Origin of the sequence: Streptomyces sp. NPDC005423 (genome assembly GCF_040606415.1) — a bacterium.
In the GTDB taxonomy this organism is placed as follows: domain Bacteria; phylum Actinomycetota; class Actinomycetes; order Streptomycetales; family Streptomycetaceae; genus Streptomyces.
Genome location: NZ_JBEXET010000003.1, coordinates 1 through 11,802, shown reverse-complemented (window position 1 = coordinate 11,802; position 11,802 = coordinate 1). Strand labels below are relative to the sequence as shown.

Here is an 11,802-nt window from a genome sequence, read left to right as displayed (position 1 = left end):
GCCCCGGAACCCGCCCCCGACGCACCCGCGGCCCGCCCTCAACCCTCCGCGATCACCACGGCCGACGCCACTCCGGCGTCATGGCTCAGCGAGACGTGCCAGGACCGCACCCCCAGTTCCGCCGCCCGCGCCGCGACCGTCCCGGTCACCCGCAGCCGGGGCTGCCCACTCTCCTCGACGTACACCTCGGCGTCCGTCCAGTACAGCCCGCCCGGCGCGCCCAACGCCTTGGCGAGCGCCTCCTTCGCGGCGAACCGCGCGGCGAGCGAGGCGGTCCCCCGGCGCTCCCCGCTCGGCAGCAACAACTCGCTGTCCAGGAAAAGCCGTTGGGCCATCCCGGGAGTACGCTCCAGCGACGCCGCGAACCGGCCGATCTCGGCTACGTCGATACCGACGCCGATGATGCTCATACCGGGCAGCCTAGAGCCGGGGCCGGGGCGCTGCCGTGCCCCCTGCTACGGAGCGGACTGTGCGGTGAACAGATCCCTGGCGTCCTCGACGGTGGCGGCCAGTCGCAGCCAGTGGGTGAGCGTCGCCAGGTCGGAGCAGTCCGTGACGCGCGTTCCCAGTCGGTGCCGGTGAGATGCACGCCTCTGCTCTGCAGGATCCTCAGGACCGCCGTCGCCCGCCCCTCGGCGAAGCCCGCGGACCAGCCCTCCGTGAACTCCTCGGACCAGCTTTCCGCCGTGGAGCGCAGATAGGTGACCTCGTGCAGCGCGAGGGACTCGTCTCGGCTGTATTCGTTCAGGAGGGTGCGGTGATGGGCGATCGCCGCCTCCGGGGCCAGGGCGATGGCCATGGAGAACAGCCCGACCATGGCGCGGCACTCCAGCCGCTCCCGCAGTTCCGGACTCAGCTGGCCGAACCGGTCGTCAGGCCGGTGGTCGAGAGTCACGGCGCGGCACCTTCGGCGACACCGGGGGCACCGGGGACGTCAGGGACATCAGGGACGCTGACGAACAGGTCTTCCACGCCGTCGACAGTTCCGGCCCGGTCGAGCCAGTCGTTGAGGCGGTCGAGATCGGTGCAACCAACGATGCGCTCACGGGCTTCGTCCGAGACCGGAAGACCCCGCACTTCCAGCACACGCAGAACCCCCTTGGCCTCCCCGGCGACCTCACCTTCGGCTTTGCCCTCAGCCTTGCCTTCGAGGTAGGCCCTCTCCATGACCGTGCCGCGACCAGGGAAGTAGTTGACCATCGCGGGTTGCTCGGCGATGGTCCTCTCGTCGGCGATCACCGGAAGATTGTCCGGTCCCACCACCAGGGGATACGTCCGCTGGGCGGTCCAGCCACGCGCCCCGCAGTCGAACGGCCCCGCGGCCCATGCACAACGGGCGCGTACGCCTCGTGGTCGAGCCCGCGGCCCGTGGGCCGGTTCCTCTCCGCACCGCCACTTCCCGCGCACGTATGCGCCGTCACCGTCCCGCGGTCCCGCACACCCCCCGCACCAGGCGGAAGCCGTTCCCCTACTCCACCGTCACCGACTTCGCCAGGTTCCGGGGCTGATCGACCTCGTTGCCGCGCGCCGTGGCCAGTTCACAGGCGAAGACCTGCAACGGGACCGTCGCGACCAGGGGTTGGAGCAGCGTCGGGGTGGACGGGATACGGATCAGATGGTCGGCGTACGGGACGACCGTCTCGTCCCCCTCCTCCGCGATGACGATCGTCCGCGCACCCCTCGCCCGGATCTCCTGGATGTTGGAGACGATCTTGTCGTGGAGCACCGAACGGCCGCGCGGCGAAGGGACGATGACGACCACCGGCAGGTCCTCCTCGATCAGTGCGATCGGTCCGTGCTTCAACTCGCCCGCCGCGAAGCCCTCGGCGTGCATGTACGCCAACTCCTTCAGTTTGAGGGCGCCTTCGAGCGCAACGGGATATCCGACGTGCCGGCCCAGGAACAGCACCGTGTTCTTGCCGGCGAGCGAACGCGCCAACTCCCGTACCGGTTCCATCGTTTCGAGGACGCGCTCGACCTCGACCGAGATCCGCGACAGGTCACGGATCACCGCCCGGATCTCGTCACCCCACTTCGTCCCGCGCACCTGGCCCAGATAGAGGGCGACCAGGTAGCACGCCACCAGCTGCGTCAGGAACGCCTTCGTCGAGGCGACCGCCACCTCGGGCCCGGCGTGCGTGTACAGCACGGCGTCGGACTCGCGCGGGATCGTGGAACCGTTGGTGTTGCAGATCGCCAGCACCTTGGAACCCTGCTCACGCGCGTGCCGCAGCGCCATCAGCGTGTCCATCGTCTCGCCCGACTGCGAGATGGCGATCACCAGCGCACGCGAACCGAGGATCGGATCCCGGTACCGGAACTCACTGGCCAGCTCCACCTCGCAGGGGATACGCGTCCAGTGCTCGATGGCGTACTTGGCGATGAGCCCCGCGTGGAAGGCCGTACCGCAAGCGACGATGACGACCTTGTCGACCTCGCGCAGTTCGTGGACCGGGATGCGGACCTCGTCCAGCGACAGTGAGCCGGAGGCGTCGATCCGGCCGAGGAGGGTGTCGGCGACCGCCTTGGGCTGCTCGGCGATCTCCTTGAGCATGAAGTAGTCGTAGCCGCCCTTCTCCGCGGCGGAGGCGTCCCAGTCGACGTGGTAGGAGCGGACCTCGGCCGGAGCGCCGTCGAAACCCGTCACCGTGACACCGTCCCGGCGCAGCTCGACCACCTGGTCCTGGCCCAGCTCGATCGCCGACCGCGTGTGGGCGATGAACGCGGCGACGTCGGAGGCGAGGAAGGCCTCGCCCTCGCCGACACCCACCACCAGCGGCGAGTTCCGCCGCGCGCCGACGACCACGTCCGGCTCGTCCGCGTCCACCGCGACCAGCGTGAACGCGCCCTCCAGCCGCCGGCAGACCAGCCGCATCGCCTCCGCCAGGTCCGCGCAGGCCGAGAACTCCTCGGCGAGCAGATGCGCGACCACCTCGGTGTCCGTCTCGGAGGCGAGCTCGTGCCCGCGCTCCGCCAGCTCGGCGCGGAGCTGGGCGAAGTTCTCGATGATGCCGTTGTGGACGACGGCCACGCGTCCCGCGTTGTCGAGGTGCGGATGGGCGTTGGCGTCCGTCGGACCCCCGTGGGTGGCCCACCGGGTGTGCCCGATCCCCGTCGAACCCGTCGGCAGCGGCCGGTCGACCAACTCCTTCTCCAGGTTGACGAGCTTCCCGGCCTTCTTGGCCGCCGCCAGCCCACCGTCCGCGAGCACGGCGACACCCGCCGAGTCGTACCCCCGGTACTCCAGCCGTTTCAGCCCGGCCATCACCACGTCAAGTGCCGACTGCGACCCCACGTATCCCACGATTCCGCACATGTGCGGCAGCCTAGGCGCCGAAGGCCGCCCCAACCCGGCACCGCGTGCCCGGTTTCGGAAATCACGGCCATGATCGAGAGCGGGACCTGAGAACGGCCCGCCAGGAGGCCCGCTCCCCGGAGGCACCCCTACAACCCGGCCGGCCACCCCTTGCGTGACGTACTCCACCCGCCGGGCCGTTCAAACTCCGTTAACAATGGAGGGTGATCTCTCCGGTCTCCCCGTTGCCCCGGAGCGCCCACCGGCACAAGCCGGAGGCGACTCCCTACGTCGACCTCACCCGCGCCGAATGGAAGGCGCTGCGTGAGAAGACGCCGCTGCCGCTGAACGCGGCGGAGGTGGAGAAACTGCGCGGCCTCGGCGACGTCATCGACCTCGACGAGGTACGGGACATCTACCTGCCGCTCTCCCGGCTGCTCAACCTCTACGTCGGCGCCACGGACGGCCTGCGAGGCGCACTCAACACCTTCCTCGGCGAGCAGGGCTCGCAGGCGGGCACCCCGTTCGTGATAGGCGTCGCCGGTTCCGTGGCCGTCGGCAAGTCGACCGTCGCCCGGCTGCTCCAGGCGCTGCTCTCCCGCTGGCCCGAGCACCCCCGCGTCGAACTGGTCACCACGGACGGCTTCCTGCTCCCGACCCGCGAACTGGAGACCCGCGGGCTGATGTCGCGGAAGGGTTTCCCCGAGTCCTACGACCGCCGTGCGCTGACCCGGTTCGTCGCCGACATCAAGGCGGGCAAGGACGAGGTCACGGCACCCGTCTACTCGCACCTCATCTACGACATCGTCCCCGACCGGCGGCTCACGGTCCGCCGCCCCGACATCCTGATCGTCGAGGGGCTCAACGTCCTCCAGCCCGCCCTGCCCGGCAAGGACGGCCGCACCCGCGTCGGCCTCGCCGACTACTTCGACTTCAGCGTCTACGTCGACGCCCGCCCCGAGGACATCGAGCGCTGGTACCTCAACCGGTTCCGGCGGCTGCGCGAGACCGCCTTCCAGAACCCCTCCTCGTACTTCCGCAAGTACACCCAGGTCTCCGAGGAGGAGGCCCTCGACTACGCCCGCACCACCTGGCGCACCATCAACAAGGTGAACCTGCTGGAGAACGTGGCCCCCACCCGCGGACGCGCCACGCTCGTCGTCCGCAAGGGCCCCGACCACAAGGTCCAGCGGCTGAGTCTGCGCAAGCTGTGACGGCTACCCTCCCCCCATGCTGCACCTGCGCCTGATCTCCCCCGCCGACACCACCGACGACGTGGTCCGGCTCATCGAGTCGACCGTCGGCACCACGCACCTCGTCGTCGTGCCCGGTGCCGCGCGCGACCCCGCCGGGGACCTCGTGCTGTGCGATGCGGCGCGCGAGACGGGGGACGAACTCATCGGCGCGCTGCGGGCGTTGAAGCTCGACCGGACCGGTTCGATCGCCGTCGACGACATCGGTCTGTCGCTCTCCGCGCACGCCGACAGGGCGGAGGACGAGGCGCCCGGCGAAGGCGCGGACGCGGTGCTGTGGGAACACCTGGCGGACGCGACCCACGAGGAGTCGACCCTCACCGTCACCTACATCGCGTTCCTGTCCGTCGCCACGATGCTCGCGGCCTGCGGTGTGATGCTGGACAACGCGATCCTGATCGTCGGCGCGATGGCCGTGGGACCGGAGTTCGGGCCGCTCGCGGGGATCTCGACGGGACTGGTGCGGCGCTCGGCGCGGTCGGTGGGGCGGTCGCTGTGGGCGCTGCTCGCCGGGTTCGCGGCCGCCATGACGCTGACCATCGGGTTCAGCTGGCTGATGGACGTCTTCGGTCTCTTCCAGCAGTCGATGGTGGAGGCGGGCCGGCCCAACACCGCCTTCATCTGGAAGCCCGACTGGATGTCCTTCGTCGTCGCCCTGCTGGCCGGCGTCGCGGGCACCCTGTCACTGACGTCCGCGAAGTCGGGCGCCCTGATCGGTGTGGCGATCTCGGTGACGACCGTCCCGGCCGCCGCCAACGCGGCCGTCGCCCTCAGCTACCGGGACTACTCCCAGACCTGGGGCTCCAGTTGGCAGCTGCTCGCCAACCTGGGCGGGATCGTGCTGGCGGGCACGCTCACCCTGCTCGCCCAGAAGTGGTTCTGGGCCAGGCACCGCGAGCGCACCCGCCAACTGTCCTAGCCGAGCGCCGACTTGACGGCGTCCGCGAGCCGGCCCGCGACCGACCGCGCCTGGTCGATGTCGGCCGCCTCGACCATCACCCGTACCAGCGGCTCCGTACCCGAAGGACGCAGCAACACCCGCCCGGTGGAACCGAGTTCACGCTCGGCCTCGGCGACCGCGGCCGCCAGGTCGGCGGAGGTGTCGACCCGGGTACGGTCCACGTCGGGCACGTTGACCAGCACCTGCGGCAGCCGCTCCATCACGGACGCCAGATCCTTGAGCGTACGGCCGGTCGCGGCGACCCGCGCCGCCAGCATCAGGCCGGTCAGCGTGCCGTCGCCGGTGGTGGCGTGGTCCAGGATGATGACGTGCCCGGACTGCTCGCCACCCAGCGCGTAGCCGTGCGCCTTCATCTCCTCCAGCACGTAACGGTCACCGACGCCCGTCTGAATGAGCGTCAGGCCCTCGCGTTCCAGGGCGAGTTTGAAGCCCAGGTTCGACATGACGGTCGCGACGACGGTGTCGGAGCGCAGTGCGGAACGCTCCCGCATCGCCAGCGCGATCACGGCCATGATCTGGTCGCCGTCGATCTCCTCGCCGGTGTGGTCCACGGCCAGGCAGCGGTCGGCGTCGCCGTCGTGCGCGATGCCGAAGTCGGCGCCGTGCTCGACGACGGCGGCCTTGAGCAGCCCCAGGTGCGTGGAGCCGCAGCCGTCGTTGATGTTGAGGCCGTTGGGGTCGGCGCCGATCGTGACGATCTCGGCCCCGGCCCGCGAGAACGCCTCGGGCGAGACCCGGGACGCGGCCCCGTGCGCCTCGTCCAGGACGATCTTCAGCCCTTCGAGCCGGTTGGGGAGCACACCGACGAGATGGGCGACGTACCGGTCGAAGCCCTCGGAGTAGTGCCGGACCCGGCCGACGCCCGAGCCCGTCGGACGGTCCCAGGGGGCGCCGGTGCGGTGCTCCTCGTAGACGGCCTCGATCCGGTCCTCCAGGACGTCGTCGAGCTTGTGGCCGCCGCGGGCGAGGAACTTCACCCCGTTGTCGGGCATGGCGTTGTGGCTGGCGGAGAGCATCACGCCGAGGTCGGCGCCCAGCACGCCGGTGAGATACGCCACCGCGGGGGTGGGCAGCACGCCGACGAGCAGCACGTCCACACCGGCGCTGGCCAGGCCCGCCACCACGGCCGCCTCCAGGAACTCCCCGGACGCGCGCGGGTCCCGTCCGACCACCGCCGTCGCCCGGTGGCCCGCGAAGGTGCCCGCCTCGGCGAGCACGTGCGCCGCCGCCACGGAGAGACCGAGAGCCATCTCGGCCGTCAGATCCGCGTTGGCGACACCGCGCACGCCGTCCGTGCCGAAGAGTCGTCCCACTTGTCCTCCTTGAGGAAGCCGTCGGTTTCCGCGTCCAGCCATAAAATGCCTGGTCATCCGATCACACAAGCCTTTGAGCGTCTTGTGCCGTTATACGCCCCAGGCTGTGATAAACGAACGCCCCGGCGGCACTGTGGCGTGCCGCCGGGGCGTTCGGGGTACGTACGAGCGGGCTCGTAAGACGTACGTGCAGCAGCGGAGCTTAACGCTTGCTGTACTGCGGGGCCTTACGGGCCTTCTTGAGACCGGCCTTCTTGCGCTCGACCGCACGGTCGTCACGACGGAGGAAGCCGGCCTTCTTGAGGGCGCCGCGGTTGTTGTCCACGTCGGCCTCGTTCAGCGCACGGGCCACGCCGAGGCGCAGGGCACCGGCCTGACCGGAGACACCGCCACCCGAGATGCGGGCGACGACGTCGTAGCGGCCTTCGAGCTCCAGCACCTTGAAGGGCTCGTTGACTTCCTGCTGGTGCACCTTGTTGGGGAAGTAGTCCTCAAGGGTGCGACCGTTGATCTTCCACTTGCCGGAGCCCGGGACGATCCGGACGCGGGCGATGGCGTTCTTGCGCCGGCCCAGACCGGCGGCCGGCTGCGGGTCGCCGAAGCGGCCCGCGAGCGACTCCGAGGTGTACTCGCCCTCGACGGGCACCTCGGACTCGGTGGTGTAGCTCTCGATGTCGACAAGCTCGGTCTCGTTCTCTTCGACCGGCTGCTCAACGGTGGTCTCGGCCACGGTTCTCCTCAGATTCTTTTCTGTCTTAGGGGGGTGTGGCCGGAACTACTGCGCGACCTGGGTGATCTCGAACGGCACCGGCTGCTGGGCAGCGTGCGGGTGCTGGTCGCCCGAGTAGACCTTGAGCTTGCCGAGCATCTGACGGCCCAGGGTGTTCTTGGGGAGCATGCCCTTGACGGCCTTCTCGACGGCCTTCTCGGGGTTCTTGGCGAGCAGCTCGTCGTAGCGGACCGAGCGCAGACCACCCGGGTAACCGGAGTGGCGGTACGCCATCTTCTGGGTCCGCTTGTTGCCGGACAGGTGCACCTTGTCGGCGTTGATGATGACGACGAAGTCACCGGTGTCGACGTGCGGGGCGTAGATCGGCTTGTGCTTGCCCCTGAGAAGGGTCGCTGCGGTGGTGGCGAGACGGCCCAGGACGATGTCCTGAGCGTCGATGACGTGCCACTGGCGCGTTACATCGCCGGGCTTGGGGCTGTACGTACGCACGGTTCGTAGCCTTCGCTTCTTCAGTGAATGGTCCTGACAAGGTCACCGAAGACGATCACGACAGCCCTGACCGCACTGCGGTGACGCATTCCGCGTGCTGGTCGCTGGTCATCGGCCCGGTGGACCGGTGTAAGGGCCCCTCACGTGAGAATGAGCAAGCCAATACACATAACGAACAAGCAGGATACCTGCGCTGGCCCGGACGGGTCAAAACGGGGTTACGGGCCCATGCCGACCTGGGTGAGCCGGACCGCCGTGGCGGCGGCCCCGCCAACCCTGACGACCGCGGATCCTGCGTGTTCCTGGTTCCAGTATGACCGATCCGCCCCGGAACCCGTACGGCCGCCATCGGACGGAACCGGGACCTCCGGCCGGCAGGTGTGGCGGATGTCTCGGCCCACGGCGGGACACGGGCGTCGAGCGGCGGCCCGGCGGCCGACCGGACGGACGGTGACCGCGCCCGGCAGCGGCGCCCGGGGCGCGGCGGGCGGGGTCGGGCGCGGAAGCGGCGGGAGGGCGGGAAGACGGTCACACGCACGGACACCCCGGTCAGCCACGCGCGGGCGGTCCCCGCGACGAGCGCGCGGGCCGTCCTCCGGGCCGGGCGCCGCCCTCAACCCCGGGACACGGGAGCCGGCGGTCACGTCCGGCGACACCACGCGGACCGCCCGCCGACCCGGACCGCCCTCTCGCACCAACCACCCTGAGTTAGGGCTTTTGTCCGTGCTCCTTGTCTCAACCCCGGCCGCGACAGAGCACCTTGAGGCGGGCCGGTACCCCCCTCACCCCGTCTAAGATGCGGCCCATGAGCTTTGGGCAGGGGGGACCCCAGTCCCAGTGGGATCCCTGGAAACCGAATTCACAGCAGCCGTGGACCGGCAGCGACGGCCGGACCCCTGACTGGGCGGCGCTCGCCGAAGCGTCCGAGACGCGCAACAAACGGCGTCGAGTGCTGCTCGTCGGCGGTGGCGCACTCGCCACCGTCGCGATCGGCGCTGCCGTGGCGGTGGCCGTCGTCTCCGCCAACAACGGCGACAGTCAGGCGTCCAACAAGCCGGCCTCACAGCTGCCCGGGGCCTCCGGCCTCCCGGGAGGGAGCACCGGTCCCTCCTTCGCGCCGACCAGCGCCCCGCCGCCGCTGGACCCCAAGGAGTTCATCTCCAGCAAGGCGAAGGACACCGCGCCGCTGAGCGCGGACACCCTCTTCCCGGGCACGCAGCTCACCATGGGCTCGACCGTGTACAAGAAGGGGCCCACCGCCTCCACCACCAGCTGCGCGTCGGTCGCCCAGGCGACCCTCCCCAAGGTGCTCACGGCGAACGGCTGCACCCGTCTCATACGCGTCACCTACACCAAGGACGACGTCGCCGTCACGGTCGGCGTGGCCGTCTTCGACACCGAGGCCGGGGCCACCAGGACCAAGGACCAGGCGGACACCAGGAGCGTCGTCAAGTCCCTTTCCGGCAAGGGCGTCAAGCCGTTCTGCGACAGCGCGGTCTGCCGCACGACGACCAACTCCTACGGCCGCTACGCCTACTTCACGACCGCCGGCTTCACCACCGGCAAGGACGTCACCACGAAGGACACCAAGGTGTTCACCACCGGCGACGACCTGGCGGAGTTCGCGTTCCGCCAGATCGGCCGGCGCGGCGAGGCCCAGGCCTCGGCCGCCGCCAACGGATGACCTCCAACACCACGGGCTAGGAACAGGTTTCGCACGGCCCCCCGGGCAACGACCGCTTGTTCCGCGCCTCCTTGCTCCGCGCGGCGAGCAACTCGTCGGCGGGATAGCCGACTTCCTCCAGCGTCAGCCCGTGCGGCCGTACGACGTGCACGGCCGAGTCACGCACCCCGGCCGCCAGCACCTTCGCCGGCCAGTCGGGGCCGCGGTGCCCGTCCCCCACGAAGAGCAGCGCGCCGATCAGCGAGCGCACCATGTTGTGGCAGAAGGCGTCGGCCCGCACGGTCGCGGTGACGATCCCGTCCTCGCCCCGCACCAGGCTCAGTTGCTGGAGCGTGCGGATGGTGGTCGCGCCCTCGCGCCGCTTGCAGTAGGCGGCGAAGTCGTGCTCCCCCAGCAGCTGTTGGGCCGCCTCGTTCATCGCGTCGACGTCGAGCGGCCAGTCGTGCCACAGGACGTGGCCGCGCAGCAGCGGGTCGACACCGCCGGGGCGGTCGGTGACGCGGTAGGCGTAGCGCCGCCAGACCGCCGAGAAACGGGCGTTGAACCCCGCCGGGGCCACCGCGACAGACCACACCCGCACGTCCCTCGGGAGCCGCCCGGCGAGCCGCTTCAGCAGCTTCTCGCGGTGCTCCGCCCACAACGCCTCGGGCAGGTCGACATGGGCCACCTGCCCCCGCGCGTGCACACCGGCGTCGGTCCGCCCGGCCACGGTCAGTTCGTACGTCGTCGCCCCCGACCGCGTCACGGTGCGCAGCGCGTCCTCGATCTCCCCCTGCACGGTCCGCCGTCCCCCGGCCTGCTTGGCCCACCCGGAGAACGCGGTCCCGTCGTAGGAGAGGTCGAGACGGACACGGACGTCACCGGGCTGCACTTCGTCACTCACCCTGGATCCTCTCAGGTACGGGAAAGCGGGCCCGCCCCCGAAGGGACGGGCCCGCTTCCGCCAACGACGGTGTTACGCGTCCTTGGACTCCTCGGCGCCAGCCTCGGGCTTGGCGTCCTCGACGACCTCGTCGGACTTGGTGTCCTCGGCCTTGGTGTCCTCGGCCTTGGTCTCGACGGGGGCCTCGGTGTCCTTGGCGGAGCGCTTGGTCGCGGCCTCGGCCTCGCCCGTCGCCTGCTGCGCGACGGTCAGCGCCTCGACCAGCTCGATGACGGCCATGGGCGCGTTGTCGCCACGGCGGTTACCGATCTTGGTGATACGGGTGTAACCACCCGGACGGTTCTCGTACCGCGGGCCGATCTCGGTGAAGAGCGTGTGCACGATGCTCTTGTCCGTGATCACCTGGAGCACCTGACGGCGGTTGTGAAGGTCGCCCTTCTTCGCCTTGGTGACCAGACGCTCGGCGTACGGCCGCAGCCGGCGCGCCTTCGCCTCGGTGGTGGTGATGCGGCCGTGCTCGAAGAGCGCCTTCGCGAGGTTCGCGAGGAGCAGCTTCTCGTGCGCGGCGCCGCCGCCGAGACGGGCACCCTTGGTGGGCTTCGGCATGTGTCTTCTCCTTGGTATCTGCCCCGGCCGTATCAGGTACCGGGGTCAGGACCCGGTGGGCGGACGCCCACCGGCAACAACCGATCAGTACTGCTCGGTCTCCACGAAACCCGCGTCCGCGTCGTCGTCGGCGCCGAAGGCGTCGGCGGCGGCGGTCGGGTCGAATCCGGGCGGGCTGTCCTTGAGCGCGAGGCCCATGCCGGCCAGCTTCGCCTTGACCTCGTCGATGGACTTCGCGCCGAAGTTGCGGATGTCCAGGAGGTCGGCCTCCGAGCGGGCGACGAGCTCACCCACGGAGTGGATGCCCTCACGCTTGAGGCAGTTGTACGACCGGACGGTGAGCTCCAGCTCCTCGATCGGCAGCGCCAGATCGGCGGCGAGGGCGGCGTCCGTGGGCGAGGGGCCCATGTCGATGCCCTCGGCGTCGATGTTCAGCTCACGGGCGAGACCGAACAGCTCGACCAGCGTCTTGCCCGCGGAGGCCATGGCGTCACGCGGACGCATCGCCTGCTTGGTCTCGACGTCGACGATCAGCTTGTCGAAGTCGGTGCGCTGCTCGACACGGGTCGCCTCGACCTTGTACGTGAC

Annotated in this window: 13 protein-coding genes; 3 read left to right on the top strand and 10 right to left on the bottom strand. The window is 70.1% G+C overall.

The window, feature by feature from the left end; genetic code table 11:
* Nucleotides 1–38: 38 nt before the first annotated feature.
* The 4 genes from ABZT12_RS06345 to glmS all read right to left on the bottom strand — a co-directional run bounded on the left by ABZT12_RS06345 (nt 39) and on the right by glmS (nt 3,316).
* Nucleotides 39–410: a holo-ACP synthase gene (locus ABZT12_RS06345; protein ID WP_356378181.1), complete on the bottom strand. Its 372-nt coding sequence runs from the start codon at nt 408–410 to the stop codon at nt 39–41.
* On the bottom strand, nt 407–895 hold the full coding sequence (locus ABZT12_RS06340) for a hypothetical protein (RefSeq protein WP_356378178.1): 489 nt from the start codon (nt 893–895) through the stop codon (nt 407–409). The genes ABZT12_RS06345 and ABZT12_RS06340 overlap by 4 nt, the downstream gene beginning before the upstream one ends.
* A complete protein-coding gene (locus tag ABZT12_RS06335; RefSeq protein ID WP_356378176.1) occupies nt 892–1,239 on the bottom strand; it encodes a hypothetical protein in 348 nt (115 codons plus the stop codon). The genes ABZT12_RS06340 and ABZT12_RS06335 overlap by 4 nt, the downstream gene beginning before the upstream one ends.
* A gap of 229 nt (nt 1,240–1,468) precedes the next feature.
* Nucleotides 1,469–3,316: a glutamine--fructose-6-phosphate transaminase (isomerizing) gene (gene glmS, locus ABZT12_RS06330; RefSeq protein WP_356378173.1), complete on the bottom strand. Its 1,848-nt coding sequence runs from the start codon at nt 3,314–3,316 to the stop codon at nt 1,469–1,471.
* 203 nt (nt 3,317–3,519) lie between these two features.
* On the opposite strand from glmS, the gene coaA reads away from it, so the two are divergent.
* A complete protein-coding gene (gene coaA / locus ABZT12_RS06325; RefSeq protein ID WP_356378170.1) occupies nt 3,520–4,509 on the top strand; it encodes a type I pantothenate kinase in 990 nt (329 codons plus the stop codon).
* Between the two features lie 16 nt (nt 4,510–4,525).
* Complete coding sequence (locus tag ABZT12_RS06320; protein WP_356378167.1) at nt 4,526–5,467, top strand: DUF389 domain-containing protein; 942 nt, start codon at nt 4,526–4,528, stop codon at nt 5,465–5,467.
* Here the strand turns inward: ABZT12_RS06320 and glmM are convergent.
* From glmM to rplM, 3 genes are all read right to left on the bottom strand, one after another.
* Nucleotides 5,464–6,822, bottom strand: coding sequence for a phosphoglucosamine mutase (gene glmM / locus ABZT12_RS06315; RefSeq protein WP_356378164.1), 1,359 nt, complete (start codon nt 6,820–6,822; stop codon nt 5,464–5,466). The two genes, ABZT12_RS06320 and glmM, sit on opposite strands and share 4 nt — an antisense overlap.
* 202 nt (nt 6,823–7,024) lie before the next feature.
* Nucleotides 7,025–7,552: a 30S ribosomal protein S9 gene (gene rpsI / locus ABZT12_RS06310; RefSeq protein WP_356378161.1), complete on the bottom strand. Its 528-nt coding sequence runs from the start codon at nt 7,550–7,552 to the stop codon at nt 7,025–7,027.
* Nucleotides 7,553–7,597: 45 nt separating this feature from the next.
* Nucleotides 7,598–8,041, bottom strand: coding sequence for a 50S ribosomal protein L13 (rplM, locus tag ABZT12_RS06305; RefSeq protein ID WP_356378158.1), 444 nt, complete (start codon nt 8,039–8,041; stop codon nt 7,598–7,600).
* 805 nt (nt 8,042–8,846) lie between these two features.
* Between rplM and ABZT12_RS06300 the strand changes: the two genes are divergently transcribed.
* Nucleotides 8,847–9,725 carry a hypothetical protein gene (locus ABZT12_RS06300; protein ID WP_356378155.1) on the top strand — a complete coding sequence of 293 codons (879 nt, stop codon included), beginning with the start codon at nt 8,847–8,849 and terminating at the stop codon, nt 9,723–9,725.
* A gap of 16 nt (nt 9,726–9,741) precedes the next feature.
* Here the strand turns inward: ABZT12_RS06300 and truA are convergent, their stop codons facing one another.
* The 3 genes from truA to ABZT12_RS06285 all read right to left on the bottom strand — a co-directional run.
* The gene (gene truA, locus ABZT12_RS06295) at nt 9,742–10,608 is read right to left on the bottom strand and encodes a tRNA pseudouridine(38-40) synthase TruA (protein ID WP_356378152.1); all 867 of its coding nucleotides are present in this window, start codon (nt 10,606–10,608) and stop codon (nt 9,742–9,744) included.
* Nucleotides 10,609–10,680: 72 nt separating this feature from the next.
* Complete coding sequence (rplQ, locus tag ABZT12_RS06290) at nt 10,681–11,214, bottom strand: 50S ribosomal protein L17 (RefSeq protein ID WP_356378149.1); 534 nt, start codon at nt 11,212–11,214, stop codon at nt 10,681–10,683.
* Nucleotides 11,215–11,298: 84 nt separating this feature from the next.
* Nucleotides 11,299–11,802: DNA-directed RNA polymerase subunit alpha C-terminal domain-containing protein (locus tag ABZT12_RS06285; RefSeq protein ID WP_302828514.1), on the bottom strand; the 504-nt coding region annotated here is incomplete at its 5' end.

Excerpts from the sequence above, each read along its gene's own strand:
- ABZT12_RS06320 (WP_356378167.1), top strand. The coding sequence starts at position 4,526 with ATGCTGCACCTGCGCCTGATCTCCCCCGCCGACACCACCGACGACGTG.
- rplQ (WP_356378149.1), bottom strand. The coding sequence starts at position 11,214 with ATGCCGAAGCCCACCAAGGGTGCCCGTCTCGGCGGCGGCGCCGCGCAC.
- ABZT12_RS06345 (WP_356378181.1), bottom strand. The coding sequence starts at position 410 with ATGAGCATCATCGGCGTCGGTATCGACGTAGCCGAGATCGGCCGGTTC.
- ABZT12_RS06300 (WP_356378155.1), top strand. The coding sequence starts at position 8,847 with ATGAGCTTTGGGCAGGGGGGACCCCAGTCCCAGTGGGATCCCTGGAAA.
- glmS (WP_356378173.1), bottom strand. The coding sequence starts at position 3,316 with ATGTGCGGAATCGTGGGATACGTGGGGTCGCAGTCGGCACTTGACGTG.